This window comes from Microbacterium resistens (genome assembly GCF_021172025.1).
Classification (GTDB): domain Bacteria; phylum Actinomycetota; class Actinomycetes; order Actinomycetales; family Microbacteriaceae; genus Microbacterium; species Microbacterium resistens.
On sequence record NZ_CP082781.1, the window covers coordinates 3,251,221 to 3,274,407 of the forward strand.

General features: G+C 72.0%; 16 protein-coding genes. 14 read left to right on the forward strand and 2 right to left on the reverse strand.

The genetic code is table 11. From position 1 onward, the window contains the following. Positions 1-39 precede the first annotated feature (39 nt). Genes K8F61_RS15390 through iolD form a run of 6 tightly spaced genes read left to right on the forward strand, consistent with a single transcriptional unit; the run spans position 40 to position 9,051 of the window. Positions 40-2,739, forward strand: a complete 2,700-nt coding sequence (locus tag K8F61_RS15390; protein WP_231819741.1) for a glycoside hydrolase family 38 N-terminal domain-containing protein — start codon at positions 40-42, stop codon at positions 2,737-2,739. A gap of 40 nt (positions 2,740-2,779) precedes the next feature. After that, positions 2,780-3,736 carry a 5-dehydro-2-deoxygluconokinase gene (gene iolC / locus K8F61_RS15395; protein WP_231819742.1) on the forward strand — a complete coding sequence of 319 codons (957 nt, stop codon included), beginning with the start codon at positions 2,780-2,782 and terminating at the stop codon, positions 3,734-3,736. Continuing rightward, positions 3,736-4,641, forward strand: coding sequence for a Cgl0159 family (beta/alpha)8-fold protein (locus K8F61_RS15400; protein WP_067245205.1), 906 nt, complete (start codon positions 3,736-3,738; stop codon positions 4,639-4,641). Before iolC ends, K8F61_RS15400 begins: the two co-directional genes overlap by 1 nt. A gap of 46 nt (positions 4,642-4,687) precedes the next feature. Continuing rightward, positions 4,688-6,211: a CoA-acylating methylmalonate-semialdehyde dehydrogenase gene (locus tag K8F61_RS15405; protein ID WP_067245203.1), complete on the forward strand. Its 1,524-nt coding sequence runs from the start codon at positions 4,688-4,690 to the stop codon at positions 6,209-6,211. A gap of 18 nt (positions 6,212-6,229) precedes the next feature. Next, entirely contained in the window at positions 6,230-7,141 is a 912-nt protein-coding gene (gene iolB / locus K8F61_RS15410; RefSeq protein WP_231819743.1) for a 5-deoxy-glucuronate isomerase, read from the forward strand. After that, positions 7,141-9,051 (forward strand): 3D-(3,5/4)-trihydroxycyclohexane-1,2-dione acylhydrolase (decyclizing), encoded by a 1,911-nt coding sequence (gene iolD, locus K8F61_RS15415; protein WP_231819744.1) that lies wholly within the window; start codon positions 7,141-7,143, stop codon positions 9,049-9,051. Before iolB ends, iolD begins: the two co-directional genes overlap by 1 nt. Before the next feature lie 278 nt (positions 9,052-9,329). Here iolD and K8F61_RS15420 read toward each other — a convergent pair whose 3' ends face one another. Both K8F61_RS15420 and K8F61_RS15425 read right to left on the reverse strand, forming a co-directional pair. After that, a complete protein-coding gene (locus K8F61_RS15420) occupies positions 9,330-10,661 on the reverse strand; it encodes a 6-phospho-beta-glucosidase (RefSeq protein ID WP_067245194.1) in 1,332 nt (443 codons plus the stop codon). Further along, a complete protein-coding gene (locus tag K8F61_RS15425; RefSeq protein WP_067245192.1) occupies positions 10,658-11,407 on the reverse strand; it encodes a DeoR/GlpR family DNA-binding transcription regulator in 750 nt (249 codons plus the stop codon). Before K8F61_RS15425 ends, K8F61_RS15420 begins: the two co-directional genes overlap by 4 nt. A 103-nt stretch (positions 11,408-11,510) precedes the next feature. Here K8F61_RS15425 and K8F61_RS15430 point away from each other — a divergent pair, with 103 nt between their 5' ends. The 8 genes from K8F61_RS15430 (at position 11,511) to K8F61_RS15465 (ending at position 23,173) form a co-directional block, all read left to right on the forward strand. Further along, on the forward strand, positions 11,511-12,548 hold the full coding sequence (locus K8F61_RS15430) for a carbohydrate kinase family protein (protein ID WP_231819745.1): 1,038 nt from the start codon (positions 11,511-11,513) through the stop codon (positions 12,546-12,548). 41 nt (positions 12,549-12,589) lie between these two features. Further along, positions 12,590-13,948, forward strand: coding sequence for an ABC transporter substrate-binding protein (locus tag K8F61_RS15435; RefSeq protein WP_231819746.1), 1,359 nt, complete (start codon positions 12,590-12,592; stop codon positions 13,946-13,948). Further along, complete coding sequence (locus K8F61_RS15440) at positions 13,941-14,858, forward strand: carbohydrate ABC transporter permease (protein ID WP_231819747.1); 918 nt, start codon at positions 13,941-13,943, stop codon at positions 14,856-14,858. The genes K8F61_RS15435 and K8F61_RS15440 overlap by 8 nt, the downstream gene beginning before the upstream one ends. Next, a complete protein-coding gene (locus tag K8F61_RS15445) occupies positions 14,855-15,673 on the forward strand; it encodes a carbohydrate ABC transporter permease (RefSeq protein ID WP_067245186.1) in 819 nt (272 codons plus the stop codon). Before K8F61_RS15440 ends, K8F61_RS15445 begins: the two co-directional genes overlap by 4 nt. Before the next feature lie 174 nt (positions 15,674-15,847). Continuing rightward, positions 15,848-19,132, forward strand: a complete 3,285-nt coding sequence (locus K8F61_RS15450; protein WP_231819748.1) for a sugar-binding protein — start codon at positions 15,848-15,850, stop codon at positions 19,130-19,132. A gap of 237 nt (positions 19,133-19,369) precedes the next feature. Continuing rightward, a complete protein-coding gene (gene rlmN, locus K8F61_RS15455) occupies positions 19,370-20,620 on the forward strand; it encodes a dual-specificity RNA methyltransferase RlmN (RefSeq protein ID WP_231819749.1) in 1,251 nt (416 codons plus the stop codon). 335 nt (positions 20,621-20,955) lie between these two features. Continuing rightward, on the forward strand, positions 20,956-22,650 hold the full coding sequence (locus K8F61_RS15460; protein WP_231819750.1) for a DUF4407 domain-containing protein: 1,695 nt from the start codon (positions 20,956-20,958) through the stop codon (positions 22,648-22,650). A 31-nt stretch (positions 22,651-22,681) separates the two neighbouring features. Then, a complete protein-coding gene (locus tag K8F61_RS15465) occupies positions 22,682-23,173 on the forward strand; it encodes a hypothetical protein (protein ID WP_231819751.1) in 492 nt (163 codons plus the stop codon). The last annotated feature ends 14 nt before the right edge of the window (positions 23,174-23,187 follow it).

The following is a 23,187-nucleotide window of genomic DNA, read 5'->3' on the forward strand; positions in this document are numbered from 1 at the left end:
CCCCACCGAACCGCCCCCGAGAGAACCGGAGCCCCGTCCGTGAGCAGTGAGATCGTCGTCGTCCCGCACACCCACTGGGATCGGGAGTGGTACGAGCCGCACGACGTGTTCCGGCTGCGGCTGGTGCACATGCTGGACCGGCTGCTCGTGCTGCTGGAGGAGGAGCCCGCCTATCGGTTCACGCTCGACGGGCAGGCGGCCGCGATCGAGGACTATCTGGAGATGCGGCCGGAGAACCGCGACCGGGTCGTCGCCCTGGTCGAGGAGGGGCGCCTGAGCCTCGGACCCTTCCTCATCCTGCTCGACGAGTTCGCGTGCGACGGGGAGACCATCGTGCGCAACCTCGAGCTCGGCCGTGCCGCCAGCGCGCGGCTCGGCGGGGTCATGCCCGTCGGGTATCTCCCCGACATGTTCGGGCACGCGGCGCAGATGCCCCAGATCCTGCGCGGCTTCGGGATCCGCCACGGCGCCCTCTGGCGCGGCGCGCCGGCCGCCGTGCGGGAGCACGCGTTCGCCTGGACCGCGCCGAACGGCGACGCCGTGCGCTGCGAGTACCTGTTCGACGGGTACGGGAACGGTCTGGACATGTTCGCGCTCGCGGGGCAGCTCGCCGACCTCGCCCCGGACTACGCGGCGCGCACCGCCTCCTGGTACGGGGACGACCCGGTCCTCGCCATGCTGGGGACCGACCACTCCGCTCCGCCCGAGGACCTCGCCGAGGTCGTCGCCGCCTACGACGCGCTCGGCGGCGCACCGCGCATGTCGATCGCGACGCTCGACGAGCACCTGGCCCGATACGGCACCGACGACGCCGCACTCGAGCGGCTTCCCTCGGTCCGCGGCGAGCTGCGCTCGCATGCGCGCGGCAACCTCCTCCCGGGAGTGTTCTCGATCCGCACCAACCTGAAGGCCGAGATGGGGCGGACCGAGCGCGCGCTCGCCGCCGCGGAACGACTGGACCTCGTCTTCGGCTCGCGCGACCACCGCCGGTTCTTCGACACCGCGTGGTATCGCCTCGTGGAGAGCACCGCGCACGACTCGGTGACCGGCTGCGGCGTCGACGCGACGGCCGAGCAGGTGGGCACGCGCATCCACACGGCCGGGCACATCGCACGCGGCGTGATCGACAGCGTGATGCGCGACCTCGCGCGGGGCGTCACCCCGGCGCAGCACCTCGTGTTCAACCCGGCGGGAGCCGCGCGGCGCACCCAGGTCGAGGTGACGCTGCACGACGCGGAGGCGCGGGAGCTCTCCGCCGGCGTGCAGCTGCTCGACCCCCTCCCCACCGTCCTCGGCGACGAGCGCCTGCGGACGGCCGACCTGCCGAAGATCCTCCGCCGCATCCACGGCCGGGAGCTGTTCGGACAGCAGATCAACGGCTACGCGTGGGGTGCGTCGTCCCTGCGGTTCCGGGTGGCGGAGAGCCCGGAGGGCGTGTGGGACCTCGCGGCCTTCACCGCGGAGCTCGAGGAGCGCGTGGCGGCGGACCCCGAGGGGGAGGCGGTCTGGCATGTCGAGACCATCGCGGATCCTCGTCGGCGCGCCCTGCTCGCGGCCGATGTGCCCGGGCTCGGACTGGCGGCCGTGTCCGAGACCGCAGCGCCCGCCCCGACCGACCCCGTGCGGGTGACCGCGCGCAGCCTCGCCAACGCCGCGCTGACCGCGACCGTGGCGGACGACGGGACGGTGCGGATCGAGGCCGCGGACGGGACCGTCCTCGACGGCGCTCTGACGATCGTCGACGACGGCGACCGCGGCGACTCCTACAATTACGGACCGGTCGCGGACGAGGGCGGCGTCTCCTCGTCCGTGACGACGCCCCGGTCGGTGGAGATCGTCGTCCAGGAGGAGGGGCCGCTGCGGGGGCGCCTCCTCATCCGCCGTGCCTACGACGTTCCCGAGGGCCTCGACGAAAGCCGTCGCCGTTCCTCCGCGACCGTGCCGCTGGTCGTGGAGACGACGGTCGAGCTCCGCGAGGGCGAGCCGTTCCTGCGGGTCGGCGTCGACCACGTCAACACCGCCTCCGACCACCGCCTGAGGGTTCTCGTGCCGGTCGGCGGTGTGGACCTGGACGCCTCACGCAGCGCCGGGCAGTACGGCATCACCGTGCGCGGACGCGAGGCCGAGGGCGGATGGGGCGAGTACCCGCTGCCGACCTACCCGGCCTACCGCTTCGCCGCGGCGGGCCGTGCGGCCGTGCTCGTCCGCAAGCTCACGGAGTACGAACTGGTGTCCGCCCCGGGCGGCGACGACGCGCTGGCGCTCACCCTCTCCCGTTCCGTGGGGATGATGAGCGTCAACCTCCATCCGCTCCGCGACGAGCCGGCCGGGTCCGAGATCCCGGTCCCGGGCGCGCAGTACCTCGGTGTGGCCGTCCACACGGACCTCGCGATCCTGCCCTCGTCCGATGACGCCGCGATCGTCCGCGCCTCGGATCTGTTCCGGCACGACCCGATCGTCGTGCGGGGGACGGGCGAACGGGATCTGCCGCTTCCCGCGCCCGCCGTGGCGGGGGTGCTCGACGGCGACGTCGTGCTGGAGTCGGCGCGCCGCGTCGACGATCAGGCGGAGCTCCGGTTCGTGAACTACCTCGACGAGGAACGTGTCCTGGGCTTCGCCGCGCCGGGGGCATGGACGCGGACGGATCTGGACGGCCGGCCGGAGGGCGCGGCGGATCCGGGATCGCTGTCCGTGCCGGGCGGTCAGGTCGTCACGATCCGTCGCCGTCTCGACACCTAAGTGATAATGTAAGGACATATAGGCCGAGGAGAGGGGCGAGATGGCGCAGGACCGATCGATACCGGAGATCCTCACGATCGGACGCCTCGGCGTCGACCTGTACCCGCTGCAGGACGGCGTGGGACTGGCCGAGGTGACGAGCTTCGGGAAGTACCTCGGGGGAAGCGCCGCCAACGTCTCGGTCGCCGCCGCCCGGTACGGCCACGACGTCGCCCTGCTCTCCCGGGTGGGCGACGACCCCTTCGGCCGTTACCTCCAGGACGAGCTGGCGCGGCTCGGCGTGCGCAATGCGTTCGTGCCGACGGACCCGACGTACAAGACCCCGATCACCTTCTGTGAGATCTTCCCCCCGGACGACTTCCCGTTGTACTTCTACCGGGAGCCCACGGCGCCCGACCTGCAGATCGTTCCGGCCGACGTCGACCCGGAGGCCGTGCGCGGGGCGGCGCTGATGTGGTTCACGGCGACGGGACTCAGCGAGGAGCCGAGCAGGCAGACGCACATCGACCTGCTCGCACTGCGGGAGCGTCGCCGCCACACCGTCTTCGACCTCGACTACCGGCCCATGTTCTGGGCCGACGTGCAGGCGGCGCGGACCGAGATCCAGCGTGCGCTCGCCTTCGCCACCGTCGCGGTCGGCAACCGCGAGGAGTGCGAGGTCGCCGTCGGCGAGACGGAGCCCGAGCGGGCCGCGGACGCGCTGTTGGATCGCGGCGTGGAGCTCGCGATCGTCAAGCAGGGGCCGAAGGGCGTCCTCGCCAAGACCCGGACCGAGCGGATCGAGGTCCCGGCGACCGTCGTGGACGTCGTGAACGGACTCGGGGCGGGGGATGCCTTCGGCGGCGCGCTCTGCCATGGTCTGCTCGCCGGGTGGGACCTGGAGCGCACGCTCACGTACGCCAACGTCGCGGGCGGGATCGTGGCCGGGCGGCGGGAGTGCTCGACGGCCATGCCCACCGAGGACGAGGTCGCCCGCATCGTGGAGGGGGAGCGCTGATGTCCGTGCTGACCGAGGAGGACTTCGCGCGGCTGCGGACCGTGCGCGCCGAGAGCCCGGGGGAGATCCCCGCGATCCTCGCTCGGCGCCGGCGGCGCGACGTCATCCGCGACGACGGACGGCTGTTCATCATCGCGGCCGACCATCCGGCGCGCGGCGCCCTCGCGGTCGGCTCCTCCCCGTACGCCATGGCGGACCGGTACGAGCTCCTCGAGCGTCTCGCGATCGCGCTCCGCCACCCCGGCGTGGACGGCGTGCTCGGGACCCCCGACGTCCTGGAGGACCTCGCCGTCCTCGGGCTGCTGGACGACAAGATCCTCGTCGGCTCGATGAACCGCGGCGGGCTCCGCGGCGCCTCCTTCGAGATGGACGACCGCTACACGGGATACGACGTCCCCGCGATGGTCGAGTCCGGCGTGGACTTCGCGAAGGCCCTGGTGCGCGTGGACCTGGACGATGCGGGCACCGCCGCCACCCTCGAGGCGACCGCCGCCGCGGTCTCCGCCGCCGCCCGCGCGGAGCTGCCGATCATGCTCGAGCCGTTCCTCAGCCGCCGCGTCGACGGGAGGGTGGCCAACGACCTCAGCCCCGAGGGGGTGATCCTCTCGATCGCCATCGCCTCGGGGCTCGGCGCGAGCAGCGCGCGGACGTGGATGAAGCTCCCCGTCGTCGAGGACATGGAACGGGTCGTCGCCGCGACCACGATGCCGGTGCTGCTGCTCGGCGGGGATGCGGGCGCGGATCCCGACGACACGTTCTCCTCGTGGGAGGACGCCCTCTCGCTCCCGGGTGTGCGCGGCCTGACCGTCGGACGCACCCTGCTGTACTCCGCCGACATCGACGTCGCGGCCGCGATCGACATCGCCGCCTCCCTCGTCCACCCCGGCCTCACCTCCGCGTCCTGACGACGGGACTCCCGCCGGACGCCCGACCCCCAGACAAGGACCATCGATGACCACCGACACCGCCGCGCCCCTGATCCCGCACTGGATCGACGGCGCGCCCCACGCCCCTGAGAACGGCCGCACCGCTCCCGTGCACAACCCCGCGACCGGAGCGGTGTCGGGCCGCGTCGCGCTGGCCGGGGAAGACGAGATCGCCGCCGCGATCGCCTCCGCCGAGCGCGGGTTCGCCGAGTGGAGCGGGTATTCGATCGCCAAACGGCAGACGGTGATGTTCGCGTTCCGCGAGCTGCTGAACGCGCGCCGCGACGAGCTGGCCGCGCTCATCACCGCCGAGCACGGCAAGGTGCGCTCGGATGCGATGGGCGAGATCCTGCGCGGTCAGGAGGTGGTGGAGCTCGCCTGCGGGTTCCCGCACCTCACGAAGGGCGCCTACTCCGAGAACGCCTCCACCGGGGTCGACGTCTACACGCTACGGCAGCCGCTCGGCGTCGTGGGCATCATCTCCCCGTTCAACTTCCCGGCCATGGTCCCGATGTGGTTCTTCCCCATCGCGATCGCCGCGGGTAACGCCGTCGTCCTGAAGCCCAGCGAGAAGGACCCCTCCGCCGCGCTGTGGCTGGCGGAGCTCTGGGCCGAGGCGGGGCTCCCGGCCGGGGTCTTCACCGTCCTCCAGGGCGACAAGGCCGCCGTGGACGGGCTGCTCACGAGCCCGGCCGTCGCGTCGATCTCGTTCGTCGGGTCCACCCCGATCGCCCAGTACATCTACGAGACCGCGTCCCGGCACGGCAAGCGCGTCCAGGCGCTCGGCGGCGCGAAGAACCACATGCTCGTACTCCCCGACGCCGACCTCGACCTCGTCGCCGACCAGGCGGTGAACGCCGGATACGGCGCCGCGGGGGAGCGGTGCATGGCGATCTCCGTCGTGCTCGCCGTCGAGCCGGTCGCGGACGCGCTCATCGACCGGATCGCGGAGCGGATCGCCACCCTGCGCGTCGGGGACGGCGCCGGAGGCCCCGACGGCGAGCCCGACATGGGGCCGCTGATCACGCGCGAGCACCGGGACCGCGTGGCGTCCTTCGTCGACATCGCCGAGCAGGACGGCGCGCGGATCGTCGTGGACGGGCGGGACCTCCGCATCGACGGACGTGAGGACGGGTTCTGGTTCGGCCCCACCCTCATCGACGACCTCCCGACCACCTCCCGCGCCTACCAGGAGGAGATCTTCGGCCCGGTCCTCCAGGTCGTCCGCGTCGCCTCGTACCAGGAGGGCGTCGACCTCATCAACTCCGGGCGCTTCGGCAACGGCACCGCGATCTTCACCAACGACGGCGGCGCGGCCCGGCGGTTCCAGCACGAGGTCCAGGTGGGGATGATCGGGATCAACGTCCCGATCCCGGTCCCCGTGGCCTACCATTCCTTCGGCGGGTGGAAGGCGTCGCTGTTCGGCGACGCCAAGGCGTACGGCGTGCACGGGTTCGACTTCTTCACGCGGGAGAAGGCGATCACCAGCCGCTGGCTCGACCCCGCGACGCACGGCGGCATCGACCTCGGCTTCCCGCAGAACGGCTGAGCGAGTCAGGAGCACCGGATGAGCACGACCGACCCGCAGTGGGTCCACCCGCGCGGCACGCTGTCCCGGGACGGCTGGGAGAGCGTCGTCGACGAGACGCTCCCCGGATGGGAGCACACCGGTCTGCGCATCGGCGTGCTCGGCGGCGGCGGGCGGCTGACGCTCGGGGAGACGGGGGTCGAACGCCTGGTCGTGCCGCTCGCCGGTTCCTTCACCGTGGTGCATACGGAGGAGGGGCGCACCTCCGAGACGGCCCTCGACGGGCGGGCCTCCGTGTTCGACGGCCCCACCGACGTGCTCTACCTCTCGGCCGCGGCCACCGCGGAGATCACGGGAGCGGGCCGCGTGGCCGTGGCGTCGTCCCGGACGGAGGCGATCCATCCGACCCGCCGGATCGCGGCCGCGGACACCCCCGTCGAGCTGCGCGGTGCCGGCGCGTCCAGCCGTCAGGTGCACAACTTCGGGACGCCCCAGGCGCTGGAGGCCGAACGGCTCATCGTGTGCGAGGTGATCACCCCGGCCGGCAACTGGTCCTCGTATCCGCCGCACAAGCACGACGAGCACGTCCCCGGCCACGAGACGCGGCTGGAGGAGATCTACTACTTCGAGTCCGCGCCCGAGCGGGGCACCGTGCCGCGCCCCGCGGCCGACGCGTTCGGGACCTTCGCCACGTCCTCGTCCCCGGCGGGCGAGATCGAGGTGGACGCGCGCGTGCGCACGGGCGATGTGGTCCTCGTCCCCTACGGCTACCACGGCCCGGCCGCCGCCGCGCCGGGCTACGACCTCTACTACCTCAACGTGATGGCGGGGCCGGACCCGGACAGGGCGTGGCTCATCGCGGACGACCCGGCGCACGCCTGGGTGCGGGAGCAGTGGCAGGAGCAGGACGTGGATCCGCGCCTGCCCTACACGGACGAAGGAGCACGCTGATGCAGACGAGGCGGATGACGGTCGCGCAGGCCCTGGTCGAGTTCCTGGCCCGCCAGTGGACCGTGGACGGGACGATCCGGGAGCGCACGATCCCCGGCGTCTTCGGCATCTTCGGCCATGGCAACGTCGCCGGGCTGGGACAGGCGCTGCACCAGGCGAACCTCGCCGAGCCCGACCTCATGCCGTACTACCAGGCCCGCAACGAGCAGGCCATGGTGCATCAGTCCGTCGGCTTCGCGCGCATGCACCGGCGGCGGGCCACGTTCGCGTCCGCCGCCTCGGTCGGCCCCGGCGCCACCAACATGCTCACCGGCGCGGCGTTGGCCACGACGAACCGGCTCCCCGCCCTGCTCCTGCCCAGCGACACCTTCGCCACCCGCGTCGCCGACCCGGTGCTGCAGCAGCTGGAGGTGCCGCGGGACACCGGGCTGACGGTCAACGACGCGTTCCGCCCGCTGTCGGTGTTCTTCGACCGGGTGCAGCGTCCGGAGCAGCTGTTCTCCATCGCGCTCGCCGCGATGCGCACGCTCACCGACCCCGCCGAGACCGGGGCGGTGACCATCGCGCTCCCGGAGGACGTGCAGGCAGAGGCGCTGGACGTGCCCGAGGAGTTCCTCGCCGAGCGCGAGTGGCACCTGCGTCGCCCGCTTCCCGAAAAGGGTCCGCTGGAGCGTGCGGTCGCCGCGATCCGCTCCGCCCGGCGTCCGTTCGTGGTCGCGGGCGGCGGCGTGCTCTACTCCGGCGCCGAGGAGGCGCTGCGCGCCTTCGCCGAGGCCACGGGGATCCCGGTCGGCACGACGCAGGCGGGCGGCGGATCCCTGCCCTGGGACCACCCGCAGTACCTCGGCGGCGTCGGCGCGACGGGCAGCACCGCGGCGAACCGGATCGCCGCGGACGCAGACGTCGTCATCGGTATCGGCACGCGCTACAGCGACTTCACCACGGCGTCGCGCACGGCGTTCCAGAACCCCGACGCCGTGTTCGTGAACGTCAACGTCGCATCGTTCGACGCGTACAAGCACGGCTCGCGTCTGCCGATCGTCGCCGACGCCCGGGAGACCCTCGTGGCGCTGACCGAGGCGCTGGCGGACCACCGGGTGGATCCGGGGTACGCGGATCGGGTCGTCGGAGAGAAGGCGCGCTGGGACGCGGCGGTCGACGCCGCGTTCGCCCCCTCCGGGCTCGCGCGCCCGGGGCAGCCCGAGGTCATCGGGGTGGTGCGCGGAGCGCTCGCGGACGAGGACGTGATCGTCCAGGCCGCCGGATCCCTGCCCGGGGATCTGCACAAGCTGTGGCGGGTGAGCGATCCCCTCGGCTACCACGTGGAGTACGCGTACTCGACCATGGGATACGAGATCGCCGGGGGCCTCGGCGCCAAGCGCGGCCTGCTCGCCGACGGCGACTCCCGCGACGTCGTCGTGATGGTGGGCGACGGCTCCTACCTCATGTTGAGCTCGGAGCTCGCGACTGCGGTGGCCGAGGGGATCAAGCTCATCGTCGTGCTCGTGCAGAACCACGGCTACGCCTCGATCGGGCACCTGTCGGACACGATCGGCGCCGAGCGCTTCGGGACGAAGTACCGGGCCTACGATCCGCGGGCGCGGAACTTCCAGGGGGACGAGATCCTGCCGGTGGATCTCGCCATGAACGCCCGCAGCTACGGGATCGACGTGGTCGAGATCGCACCGTCGCCGTCAGCGGCGGACGATCTTCGCGCGGCGCTCGCCGCGGCGAAGGCGTCGGAGCGCTCGACGCTCATCCACATCGAGACGGATCCGACGATCTACGCCCCCGACGGGGAGGGCTGGTGGGACGTGCCCGTGGCGGAGGTCTCGGAGACCGCATCGGCGCAGCGCGCCCGCGCCGAGTACGAGCAGCAGCGCACCGCCCAGCGCCCCCTCCTCGGCTGAGGCGTTTCGTCCCGCGCGGATCGGTCGTCCTCGGTCGTTGAGCGAGGAGCGCAGCGACGAGTCGAGACGTGGTGACCCGGTTTCGCGGGGTGGGGGCGTTTCGTCTCGCTTCGCTCGTTCAACGGCCGGGGGTGTTCGGTCGTTGAGCGAGGAGCGCAGCGACGAGACGAAACGCGGTGACCCGGGGGCGTTTCGTCTCGCTTCGCTCGCTCAACGACCGGGGGTGGTGACCGGGGGCGTTCGTCTCGCTCCGATCGCTCGACGACCGGGCGTGCGGGTCAGTGCAGGAGGTCGCCCAGGGACGGGAAGCCGGCGCGGTAGCCGTCCACGAGCCTCCGTGCCACGGAGACCGAGTCCACGAGCGGGTGGGCGGCGAACGCGCGCCATGCGAGCTCGCGGGACCCGCGCGTGGCCGCCTCGATCACGAGCTGCTCGGCGGACTTCACCTGCGTCATCAGGCCCAGCATGTCGCCGCGCACCGGGGCGATCGGCCACGGGTGCACGCCCTCGGCGTCCACGATGCAGCCCACCTCGACCACGGAGTCCTCGGGCAGCTGCGGCACGAGCGAGCCGTTGCGGACGTTGAGGATCATCGTCGCGGGGCGCCCCGTGGCGATCGCGGCCATGAGGTCCAGCGCCACCTGCTGGTAGCCCCCGGAGTCGACGTCCTCCTCATGGCGGCTCTCGCCTTCGGAGCGCGACTCGGCCATGTAGGTCGACTCACGGGCGTGCCGCACGCGCTGCCACTCCTCGAGCGGCTGCGCCGGCGGTGCGGCGAAGAACGCGGACTGCTGCTCGTCGAGGTACTCGCCGCGCGTCGCCGCGGCGCCACGGATCGAGGCGACCGCCTCGCGCGTGAAGTAGTAGTAGTACAGGTACTCGTTCGGCAGCGCCCCGATCGTGCGGACCCAGTCGAAGCCCATGAGACGGGCCTCCTCGATCGACTCCAGGGACGCGTCGGAGCCGAGCACGTCCGGGAGCACATCCCGCCCGTCGACGGAGACGGACCGGAGCCAGCCGAGGTGGTTGAGGCCGACGTAGTCGAACGTGATGTCCGACCCGGCCGATGCCCCGGAGGCGGCCACCGCCCGGCGCATGAGGCCGATCGGGGTGTCGCAGATCCCCACCACACGGTCTCCGAGCACCTGACGCATCGCCTCCGTGACGATGCCCGCGGGGTTCGTGAAGTTGATGACCCAGGCGTCCGGGGCCACGTCGCGGATGGTTCGGGCGAGCTCCGTCATGAACGGCACGGTCCGCAGGGCGTAGGCGAGGCCGCCGGGTCCGACGGTCTCCTGTCCGAGCACGCCGAGGTCCAGGGCCGTGCGCTCGTCCACGATCCGCCCGCGGGTGCCGCCGATGCGCACGGCGGAGAAGACGAAGTCCGCGCCGCGCATCGCCTCGACGACGTCCGTGGTCGTCGTGACCCGCGGCGCGGAGGGATAGGACGGAGCGAGCTCGTCGATGACGGCCCGGATGATGTCGAGGCGCTCCGGTGCCACGTCGTACAGGCACAGCTCGTCGATCCGCGTCGGTGCGCCGTCCGCGGCGACCGCCTCGAAGACCTGGGGCACGCGGAAGCCGCCGCCGCCGACGATCGTCAGCTTCATGCGAACACCACCTCGACGTCGCCCTCCTGGAGGGTCCGGACGGTCGGCGCCCCCGGATCCGCGTCGGTCACCACCGCGTCCAGCGCCTCCGGGCCGCACACGCTGAGCAGTCCGACGCCCGGCAGCTTCGTCGCGTCGGCGAGGACGACGACGCGCTGGGAGGACTCGATCATGGCGCGCTTGATCGGCACCTCCATGCCCGTCGTGTCCATGATCGTGCCGTCGGCGCGGATGCCGCTCGTGCCGAGGAAGCAGACGGTCGCGCGGATTTGGGCGAGAGCCTGCTCGGTGAGCGCGCCGACCATGGAGTTGTAGTTCTTCCGCACCGCGCCGCCGAGGATGATGAGCTCGACGGCGTCGTCGTCACGCAGCTGGTCGACGGCGGCGAGGCTGGACGTCACCACGGTGATCCGCCGGCCGCGGAGCGCCCGGGCCAGCAGGGCGGTGGTCGTGCCGATGTCGAGGAGGACGATGTCGCCGTCGCGCACCATCTCCGCGGCCCGTGCCGCGATCCGCGCCTTCTCCTCGGGCTGCTGGTGCTGCACGTCGGCGAACGGCACGCGGTCGGACTCGATGCTGCCTCCGCCGCGCACCCGACGCAGCAGGCCGTCGGCGCTCAACGCGTTCAGATCGCGTCGGATCGTCGAGGCGGAGACGCCGAACTGGTCGGCGAGTTCTTCGACGGTCACCTGGCCGTCGGCGCGCAGGGAATCCAGGATGCGGGCCTGACGTGTGGTCGTGAGCATGCGGTGAGCATATCAGTCATGATTGAGCATCAATGTGCAGTAATGCGCAGTTGCGCGTATGATCTGACAAACCCTGATTTCGATGGCGAGGGAGGAGCACTCGGTGGACACCCGATTCCGGTGGGACGTGGGGCTTGCGGGCCCGGTCTTCCTCGATTACGGCTTCGCCTCGCTGGACGCGGCGCCGCAGGAGGGCACCGAGGTGTTCGCCGGCACGGCCGGGATCAGCCCGGGCGGCATCGCCACCCTCGCGGTGGCGGGCGCGCGCCTGGGGCTCCGCACCGCGCTCGCGGCGCCCTTCGGGACCGACGCCTTCTCCGCGTGGTGCTGGTCGGTCCTGCAGGACCAGGAGGGCGTGGATCTCTCCGCGTCCCGGCGCCTCGCCGAGCTCCCGATGCCCGTGACGGTGGCGATCGCCGACGGCGGCGACCGCAGCATGATCACCTACGCGCCCGGGCTGGACGACGCCGTGCGGGCGATCGGCGCCGCACCGGAGGCGAGGACCGTGATCGCGGACCTGAAGACCCTCGATCCGGCCGAGGCCGATCCCTGGTGGCGCCGCGCGGCCGCCGCGGGCACGCAGCTGTTCGTGGACATCGGCTGGGACTCCACGGAGCGCTGGCGGCAGGAGGACCTCGCACCGCTGGAGTCCTGCCACGCCTTCACCCCGAACGAGCGCGAGGCCATGGCCTACACCCGCACGGACGACCCGGTGTCGGCCGCGCGGGCGCTCGCCGAGCGGGTCCCCCTCGTGGTCGTCACGCGCGGCGGCGACGGAGTGGTCGCGATCGATGCGGCCTCCGGCGCCGAGGTCGTCGTCCCCGCCCTGCCCGTGCGCGTCCTCGATCCGACCGGCGCCGGCGACGTCTTCGCCGCCGCCCTCGTCCGTGCGGGCCTGCTCGGCCTGCCCCTGGCCGACCAGGCCGCGTTCGCGGTGCTCGCGAGCGGCATCGCCGTGACGCGCCGGGGCAGCGCGCTGTCCGCTCCGGGCTGGGCCGACATCGCCCGGTGGTGGCAGAACGTGCGCGGCTCGGACGACGAGGAGCTGCGCACCCGGTACGGCTTCCTCGACGACGCCATCCCGACCGGCCCCCATCCCGACCATCCGTCCGCACCCGAGTCCCTGCCGTCGCCTCGCTGAGGCCGGCGCCGCACGCAGCACCATCCACGAAAGGAATCCCGATGAAGCGACACATGCGCACCGTCGCCGCCGTCTCCGGCACCGCTCTCGTCCTCGCCCTGTCCGCCGCCTGCGCGCCGGGGGCCGGGGCGCCCGCGGGCGGATCGACGCCGAGCGGAGAGATCAGCACCGACGTCGCCGCCGCGGGCGACGTCACGCTCACCGTCTGGGACCAGGAGGTCCGCGGCGGGCAGAACGAGCAGATGGAGAAGCTCAACAAGGCGTTCGAGGAGAAGTACCCGAACGTCACGATCGACCGCAACTCCCAGGCGTTCGACGACCTCAACAAGACCCTGCGCCTCGCCCTCACCGGCGATGACGCCCCCGACGTGGTGCAGGCCAACAACGGTCGCAACACGATGGGCGCCTTCGTCAAGGGCGGCCAGCTCCGTGCACTCGACGACTACGCCGAGCTCTACGGCTGGAATGACCGGTTCGCCCCGTCCGTCCTGCAGTACTCCACATACGGCGACGGCGCCGTCGAGTTCGGCACCGGCAGCGTCTACGGCCTGCCGCAGGTCGGTGAGATCGTGGGGGTCTTCTACTCCAAGTCGAGGCTCGCGCAGCTCGGCGTGGAGGTGCCGAAGGACTGGTCCGCGTTCGAGGACGCGCTGGTGAAGGCCCACGACGCGGGTCAGAAGCCGCTCGTGCTCGGCAACATCGACAAGTGGCCGGCGATCCACGTCTTCGGTCCCATCCAGGGCGAGCACGTCGACGCCGACACGATCCGGGACCTGGGCCTGGGCAACGAGGGCGCGGACTGGACCACGGAGGACAACGTCGCCGCAGCCCAGCAGCTCGCGGACTGGTCGTCGAAGGGCTACTTCAACGACGGTCCCAACGGCACCGACTACGACGCCGCGTGGCAGGACTTCGGCAAGGGCCAGGGACTCTTCCTGATCGGCGGGTCGTGGCTGGCCGCGGACCTCGAGGACGCCATGGGCGACGACGTGGGCTTCTTCGTCCCCGACACCTCGGCGGGAACGCCCGCGACGACGGGCGGCACCGGCCTTCCGTTCGGGATCACCTCGGCGGCGGAGAACACCGACGTCGCGGCGGCCTACATCGACTTCATCACGAGCGACGAGGCGATGAAGATCCTCGCCGAGACCGGGAACATGCCGGTCAACGGCACCGCCGATCTCGCACCGGCCTCGGGCGTGCAGGCGGACGTGTTCACCGAGTTCGGCCGTGTGACCGAGACCGGCGCCCTGCTGCCGTACCTCGACTACGCGACGCCGACCTTCAGCGACACCCTCGGCGACGCCCTGCAGGGGCTGATCGACGGGAAGCTCGACGCGAAGGCCTTCGTGGACGCCCTGCAGGCCGACTACGCGGAGTTCGTCTCGTCGAATGGCTGATGCGGTCATGACCGGCCGGGGCGCCCGACGGCGCCCCGGCCCCTCCGGCGGTTCCGGACCGCGGTGGCTGCCGTACGCGTTCCTCGCGCCGGCGCTGCTGCTGTACGGCGGATTCCTGCTCTTCCCGCTGGGGCGGGCGGTGCAGTTCTCCTTCTTCGAGTGGGACGGGCTGGGGGCCTCGACGTTCGTCGGATTCGACAACTACATCGAGATCGCCCGCAACGGACAGCTGCGCGACGCGTTCGCGCACGCCCTCGTGCTCATCGTGTTCTTCGCGATCATCCCGCTCGCGATCGGCCTCGTCCTCGCGGCGATCCTCACCCGCTCGAACGTGCGCGGGCTCGGGTTCTTCCGGACCGTCATCTTCCTCCCGCAGGTCATCGCGATGGTGGTCGTCGCCGTCACCTGGCGCCAGATCTACGCGCCGGACGGCCCGCTCAACCAGTTCCTGCGGGCGATCGGGCTGGGCGGGCTCACGCGCGCCTGGCTCGGCGACTACACGTGGACGCTGCCCGCCGTGGGCCTCATCGGCACGTGGGTGTCGACGGGCCTGGTCACGGTGCTCCTGATGGCGGGGATGAGCCGCGTTCCGCGCGAGCTCTACGAGGCCGCGCGCCTCGACGGCGCGGGGGCGGCGCGGGAGTTCTTCGCGATCACCCTCCCGTCGGTGCGCGGAGAGATCACGGTCGCGCTGACGCTGACGATCGTCGCGGCGCTGAAGACCTTCGACCTCGTCTACGTCACCACCCGCGGCGGACCCGGAACCTCGACGACCGTGCCGAGCTACGAGGTCTATCGCCGCGCGTTCGAGCTGGGAGAGGTCGGAGCGGCGGCGGCCGTCGGCGTCGTGCTCACCGTGATCGTGTTCGCGATCAACGCGGTGGTCAACATGATCGGGGAGAAGCGATGAGGGTCTCGGCGTTCGAACGCGTCGCCAACTACGTGGTGCTCGTCGTGTTCGCGCTCATCGTGCTGGGGCCGCTGGGCGTGATCCTGACGACCGCATTCGGCCCCCAGAGCGTCAGCGCGGCGCGGGAGGGAGGCCTGTTCCACCCGGAGAACTTCGCCGAGGCGTGGGAGGTCGGCCGGTTCGGGCAGTACATGCTCACGAGCGTGGCCGTCGCCGCGATCGTGGTGGTCGTCGCCGTGACGGCGTCGATCCTCGCCGGATATGCCCTGGGCACGATGCGCTTCCGCGGCGCGACGTTCTTCTTCTACCTGTTCCTGCTCGGGATCATGGTGCCGACGGAGGCGTTCATCGTGCCGCTGTTCTTCGACATGCGGGCGCTGGGGCTGGCGAACACCGTGCTGGGCGTCGCCCTCCCGCAGATCGCGATGTCGATCGCCTTCGGGACGTACTGGATGCGGACGTACTTCCGCACGTCGAGCCGGGCGATGATCGAGGCGGCGAGGCTGGACGGGGCCGGGAGCATGCGCATCCTCTGGCAGATCCTCGTGCCGATCGGGCGTCCGGCGATCCTGACGCTGGTGCTGCTGACCTTCATGTGGACGTGGAACGAGTTCCTCATCCCGCTGGTCATGTCGCCGAACGGCGCGGTCCGGACGGCGCCGCTGGGGCTCGCCTTCTTCCAGGGGCAGTACACCCAGGGGACGGCCCTGCTCGCGGCGGGAGCGGTGCTCGTGGCGCTGCCGGTCGTGGTGCTCTACATCTTCCTGCAGCGCCACTTCATCAAGGGGATGATCGAGGGCGCCGTCCGGGAGTGAGCGACGTCGTGCGACCGGGCGGCATCGGTGTCCGATGCCGCCCGGCGGCGTGCCTGCGTATTGATGAACGCTCTTGCGCGTAATTGCGCATTAGTGCTTGCTCTCTGCGCGAAACTCTCGCTAGGGTGACGGGCGATGACGGTGTCACCCGCGCCGTCGCCCCCTGGAGGAGAGATGAGACGCAAGCACATCGGCGTGCTGACGGCGCTGCTGACGATGGTCGGCCTCGCCCTGCCGACGGCCGCACAGGCGGCCGAGCCCCCGGCGCTGGAGGTGGGCGATCCCTCGATCGCCACCGAGACGGCGCGCGAGAAGATCGACGTGCTCGGGATCTGGGCACACCCCGACGACGACGCGGGGTTCACCACCCCGTGCGGCGTCTGGCAGGACCTGTACGACGTGCGCTGCGGCATCATCATGGCGACGCGCGGTGAGGGCGGATCCAACTCCGTCGGCCCCGAGGCGGGCCCCGACCTGGGCCTGCGCCGCGAGAACGAGGACCGGACCTCGCACGTCCGCTCCGGCACGGTCGACATCTTCAACCTCGACCGGGTCGACTTCTACTACAACACCTCGGCGCCGCTGACCGCGCAGGTGTGGGACGCGGAGGAGACGCTGCGCCGCACGGTGCGCATCATCCGCGAGACCCAGCCGGAGATCCTCGTCGGCTGGACGCCCTCTCTCGACGCCGGTCACGGCAACCATCAGTACGCGCAGGGCCGCATGGTCTGGGAGGCCGCCGCTGCGGCGGCGGATCCGTCGATGTTCCCCGAGCAGCTGGAGGGAGAGGGTGCCGTCGAGCCGTGGCAGGTGAAGCGGATCCTCTCGCAGGGCTGGTTCGCGGCCACCGGCGGCACCGGCGGCGTGGACGGCCCGGGCTGCAACGCCGGCTTCATCCCGGAGGAGGGCAGCACGCAGACCGTCGTCGGCACCTGGTCCGGCTACGACTCGCCCTACACCTGGGCCGAGGGCAACCTCGCCGGGCAGCCGGCCGGCTCGGCCAAGACCTGGGCGCAGGTCGGCGGCGAGGGCGCCCGCGCTCACCCGACGCAGGCGCGCGAGATGGTGAAGACCGTCGTGGACCCCACGTGCCAGCGTTTCGCGGTGGACTGGTCCGCCGTCCCGATGCAGCCGAACGGCAGCGCGGGCGCCGGCTCCGACGATGCGCCGCTGCACGGCGCCGTGGTCGCGGACCCGGGCGGCCTGCCGCTCGGATCCACCTTTACGATCGACGCCGAGGCCCACGTCGCCGCGGGCGAGCCGTTCTCGGTCACCGTGGGGATCCGCTCGGGCGCCGACGCGCTCGACGGCGGCGACGTGTCGCTGACCGTTCCGGACGGCTGGAGCGTGGACGGCCCCGTGTCGCTCGACGCGGTGCCCTCGGACGCCCCCGCGGAGGCGACCTTCACCGTGACCCCCGCAGCCGACGCCGTTCCGGGCCGGTTCCGCATCTCGGCGGACTTCGCCGGGGCTGGGGTCACCGCCTACAACGACACCCGCGTCGACCTCGTTCCGCCGGTGGACGGGCGCTTCGAGCGCACCGGCAACGGCGCGGAGTACGAGGAGTGGATGGATCGCACCGGTGCCTACATCGGCGGGCCCGCCGACGCCATCGCCGCCATCGGCGCGGGGGAGTCGAAGACGATCCCGGTCGTCGTCACGAACCGCAGTGCGGTGCCGCAGACCGCGACGGTCGCGCTGACGGCCCCGGCCGGATTCTCGCTCGACGCGGCCTCGAAGGACGTCCCGGCCCTCGCGCCCGGGGAGACCGCCACGGTGCCGTTCGTCCTCACCCACCTCGACCCCGCCGATCCGGGCGGGCGCGTCGAGGCGGTGACGGCGACGACGACCTCGGCGCTGGGCGCCTCCTCCGAGGACCTGTCGCTGCACGTCGTCCCCACGACGGTGATCCCGCAGCTCGCGGCGGCACCGGCGCTGGACGGCGCGCCCGACGACGTCTACACCGGGACCCCGCTGGATCTGGGAGCGGTGTGGGAGGGCGACGCGTGCGAGCCCGACGGCACGGACTGCGGAGCCGGCAGCACCGCCGTGCTCGGCTGGCACGACGACACCCTCTACGCGCAGGTGCGCGTGGTGGACGACATCGCGAGCGCCGCGGCCACGCCGGACCGTTGCTTCGGGCACTGGCTCGTCGACTCGGTGGAGCTGCTGCTGGATCCGCGCGGGTCCTCCGTGGACACCTCGTCGACGTTCAAGCTCGGGATGTTCCCGTTCACGGACGACCCGGAGGGGACCAACGGCAACGGGCCGGACGGCGCATGCTGGTCGCGCGACGCGGACAACCACCAGGGCTTCTCGACCGGTCCCCTTGCGGACGAGGTCGAGGGCGGCCCGAACGCGCCCGGCGTGGAGGTCGCGGTGCGCGCGGCCCGCACCGCCGACGGGGCGTACGAGGGCGGCGCCTACGACGTCGAGGTGAAGATCCCGCTCGCGGATCTTCCCGCGGCGGTCGGTCCGACCAGCGCGGTCCCCACGGGGGACGCAGCGACCAACACGGTGGACCCGACCTACCTCGGGCTCAACGTCACGCCGTACGACTCCGACACGCAGGACTTCATCGGGCAGACGCGCACAGCCTGGTCGGCGTTCGGCTCGCAGCAGTCCGAGCCGTACCGATGGGGACACGCGTACCTCGACGGCTACACGCCGCCGTCGTCGCGTCCGATCGAGGCTCCGGCCGCGATCATCCCGCAGACCGCGCTGCAGGGCGTGGAGTCGCCGCAGACGGTGTTCCAGTCCGCGACCCGCGGCGGGACGATCTCGGGGCTGCAGCCGACCACGGCGCTGACGATGGGCGGTGTGGCTTTCGACGCGGAGGGGGCGACGCTCTCCTACAGCGCGGAGGCCGCGGGCACCGCCCGGGTGTTCGTGTGGAAGGGGGACGCGCGCTTCGTGCCGGTGTGGACGTCGAGCTGCCCCGGTGACGAGTACGGCTTCGAGGCGTGCTCCGAAGAGGACGGCGCGGCGCCGCCGTGGTCCCCGGACATGGGCGGGCACCTCCTGGCGACCGCGACCGCCGAGGTGAACATCGGCGGGGGCAGCATCCGGATCCCGCTCGACGCCGAGACGCAGGCGGCGATGACCGAGGACGCCATGGTGCTCGTGTCGTTCGCGACCGCGGCGTCCGACGGTGCCCGGTCGGCGGTGAACGCGTGGATGTACCCGGTCGAGGCGGCCGACACCCCGACCCCCACTCCCACGCCGAGCCCGACCGAGCCCACCCCGACGCCGACGGACCCGCCGGAGCCGACGGATCCGCCGACGCCCGCGCCGACCGGCCCTCCGTCGGGTGACGCGGGTGCCGACGGCGGCGGAGCGCTGCCGGTGACCGGTCTCGACCCGTGGGGTCCTGCGCTCGGAGCGCTGCTGGGCCTCGTGGCCCTCGGCATCGGCACCGCCGCGGTGCTGCACCGGCGGAAGGTCCCGCGCGGGGAGTGATCCGCACGCGAGGGGCGGGACGGCGTGTGTCGTCCCGCCCCTCGCCGTGTCCCCCGTGCGTGGTTCCGGGCCTCGCGTCATCAGGCGTTCGCGTGGGATCAGGCGGTTTCGGGGTGAGCGTGCCTGTTCTCGCGTGTTCGCCTGTTCTCGCGTGCGTGGGCGGGGTCTCGCGTGGGCAGGGACGCGGGTGCATCCTGCCCCAGCGCTCTCCCACCCGCCACCGCGTACCCTGGAGGGATGACCGAGAACCCTGCGCCCGCGCGGCCCGAGCGCACGCCCGCCGCGCCGCAGGTGCGGCCGGCCACCGAGGGCTGGACCCAGAAGAAGGATGCCGGAGGGCGTCCGCTCCTGCAGTTCGCGAGCCCCAAGCGCGGCAAGCCTCCGGTGCACCTCGCCGACCTCACGCCCTCCGAGCGCGTGGAGAAGGCGAAGGAGCTGGGCCTTCCGGGCTTCCGGGCGAAGCAGCTGGCGACCCACTACTTCACGCACTACACGTCCGATCCTGCCGAGATGACGGATCTGCCCGCTGCCCAGCGGGCGGAGCTCGTCGGCGGGCTGCTGCCGAACCTGCTCACCGAGGTCCGCCGCCTGGAGACCGACCGCGGCGACACGATCAAGTTCCTCTGGCGCCTGCACGACGGTGCCCTCGTGGAGTCGGTCCTGATGCGGTACCCCGGCCGGATCACGCTGTGCGTGTCCAGCCAGGCCGGATGCGGCATGAACTGCCCGTTCTGCGCCACCGGTCAGGCCGGCCTCACCCGCAACATGTCCACGGCGGAGATCGTGGAGCAGATCGTCCGGGCGAACCGGGCGATCGCGCAGGGCGAGCTCGGCGGCAAGCGCGCGGACGACCACTCCATGGAGCGGGTCAGCAACATCGTCTTCATGGGGATGGGCGAGCCGCTGGCGAACTACAAGCGCGTGATGGACGCCGTCCGCGTCATGGTGGCGCCTCAGCCGGAGGGGCTCGGCATGAGCGCCCGCGGGATCACGGTGTCCACTGTCGGGCTCGTCCCGGCGATCCACAAGCTCGCCGACGAAGACATCCCGGTCACCTTCGCCCTGTCGTTGCACGCCCCGGACGACGAGCTGCGCGACGAGCTCATCCCGGTCAACTCCCGGTGGAAGGTCGACGAGGCGCTGGACGCCGCCCGAGGCTACTTCGACAAGACGGGCCGTCGTGTGTCGATCGAGTACGCGCTCATCAAGGACATGAACGACCACGCGTGGCGGGCGGACCTCCTCGCGGAGAAGCTGAACGCGCGTGGTCGCGGCTGGGTGCACGTGAACCCCATCCCGCTGAACCCGACCCCCGGATCCATCTGGACCGCGTCCGAGAAGGACGTGCAGGACGAGTTCGTGCGCCGGCTCAACGACGCCGGGATCCCGACGACCCTCCGCGACACCCGCGGCAAGGAGATCGACGGCGCGTGCGGCCAGCTCGTCGCGACCACCGAGGACGAGGCCGCCGCCGAAGCCCTGGTCTGAGGCTCCCCCCTCCCGGCGCGCTCGCGTCGTCCCTCGGCCTCCGCTCGCCGGGTCCGGTCGGATCTGCACACGCGGTCCCGATCTGCACACCGCAGCCGCCGATCCCTCCGAGGATCGGACGATCGTGTGCGGATCGGGCGCCCGCGGGGACAGTGAGCCGCATCCATGTCGAGTGGTCAGAAACTGTGGGTTCGCGGCGGTGGAACCCACAGAAACTGACCACTCGACGAGGGGGGAGCGGGGCGGACACGAGGGATGGGCGGAGGGGGCGGTCCACGGCTGGCGCACAGCGAGCGCCCACGGGTCTTCCAGGCGTCCTTTTCTATGGTGGAACGATGTCCTATTCCGCGCATCGCCCGGGGCGCCTCGATTCCCAGGGCCGTATCGCCCTCGACGCCTCCGCAGCCGACGGTGCTCCGCCCCTCCCCGAGGAGCAGCTCGAGTTCGCGCGCGAGTACGTCCCCGCCGGATCCGAGAACGTGCCGCCCCGCCCGGCGGACCCCGTGAGTCACGACGGGGAGACGGCCGTGCTCGCCGAGCCGCAACCTGCCGTCGCCGCGGAGCCTGCCGCGTCGGTGTCGCGAGCGGCAGACGAGCCGACCCCCGCCCCCGCGGCGGAGCCCGCACCGGCTCCCGCGGCCCGCACCCGGCGCGAGCGCCGCCCGCGCACGCCCGGATCGATCTGGCGGCGCCTCGCGATCCTCGGCGGCGCGGACGGCCCGATCCTCGACCGCGTGCCCAGCGAGACCTCGCGCTTCGTGCAGATGTTCTTCGTCCTCGTCGGGACCGCCCTCGTCTCGGCGCTGTCGATGTTCTTCGCGCTCGTGACGGGCGTGCAGGTGATCGCCTGGATCGCGATCCCCCTGGCGATCGTCTGGGCGCTCATCATCTTCAACCTGGACCGCTTCCTGACCTCCACGATGACGTCCACGCGGAGCGTCTGGCGTCTCATCGGCCTCGCCTTCCCGCGTGTCATCATGGCCGCGCTCATCGGCTTCGTCGTCGCCGAGCCGGTCGTCCTCCAGGTGTTCCACAACGACATCGCCCGTGAGGTGGCGTCCACGAACATCACCCAGTCGCTGTCCGATCAGGAGGCGCTGGAGAAGGGGCCCGAGAAGAAGGCTCTCGACGATGCGTCCGCGCGCCTCAAGGATCTGGAGAATCAGGCGGCGACGGGGATCGTGGCGGGCACCTCGTCCGACTCCGCCTCGCAGACCGCCGCCCAGGCCACGGTCGATCAGCTCAACGCGCAGATGGCCGAGCAGCAGAAGGTCATCGACCAAGCGCGTCTGCTCTACCAGTGCGAGCTGACCGGCGAGGGCGCGGGGACGGTGCCCGGATGCACGGGCGTCAACGGCGAGGGCGCGAGCTCCGACGCCGCGCGCGCTCAGCTCGATCAGGCGCAGCAGACCTACGACGGGCTCGCCGCGCAGCTGCGGACGGCGAACGACGAGCTGGCTGCCGCCTCGACGGCGTCCAAGGAGAACACCACGGCCTCCGAGGCGCAGAACCGGACCGAGGCCAAGGATCAGCTCCCGGCGGCCCGCCAGACGTACGAGACCGCGCTGGCGGCCTACAACGCGCGGGCCGCATCCGTGGCGGATGGCAACGCCGGCGCGATCGGTCTGCTCAGCCAGATCAGCGGGCTCAACCGACTCGGGGAGAAGGAGCCGACGATCTTCTGGGCGCACTGGCTCATCGCGGCGCTGTTCTTCATGATCGAGCTGCTGCCCGTGCTGGTGAAGGTGCTGACGAGCTACGGCGACCCGTCGTTGTACGAGAAGGCGGCGGCGGTCGCGAAGCAGGTCGAGCTCGATCGCGTGAACTCGCACGGGTTCCGCGAGCGTGCGGCGATCATCTCCGAGGATGCGGCGAGGCGCGAGGATCCCGGTCCGTCGCCGACGGCGACAGACGTCTCCGATCCGGTCCCTGTGGTGTCCGCCGCGGCGGGCGATCCGTCGGCGTCGCCGTCCCCCGCGGATGACGACACCGCCCCGGAGACGCGCGAGCACGCCCTCGTCGGCGCGTGAGCAGCGACTGACCAGGGCGTAGGATCACGCCATGGATCCCCGGACGCTGTGGGTCGCCGTCGTCGGCGTCCTCGCGGTGACGGCGTACGCCGTGCTGGCGGCCCTGCAGATCCTCGTCCTCAACCCCCTCGCGGCCGTGCCCGGAATGACCCTGGACGCGATCCGGGCCGAGGCGGCGCTGCGGGGCGAGGAGATGGGCGGCATCGGGGTGGTCGTCTTCCTCTCGGTCGGTGTCCTGCTGGCCGTCGTCGTGGCGGCCATCGCCGTCCGGAAGGCGCTGGCTCCCGAGGCGACGGCGCTGATCCTGCTGTCGATCCTGTTCTGGGGCATGCCTGCGTACTTCGCGGCCTCCTTCGGCACGGGCATGGCCCTGGCGGACGCCTTCGGCATCTCGGGTGCCGACTACTCGCGGTGGTCTCTCGTGCTCTACGGGACGAGCGTCGCCGCGGGGCTGGCGGCCATCGTCCTGGCGGTGGTCCTCGCGCGTCGTCGCGATTCGCAGCCCGCCGCGGCTCCCGCCTGATCGACGGTCATCCC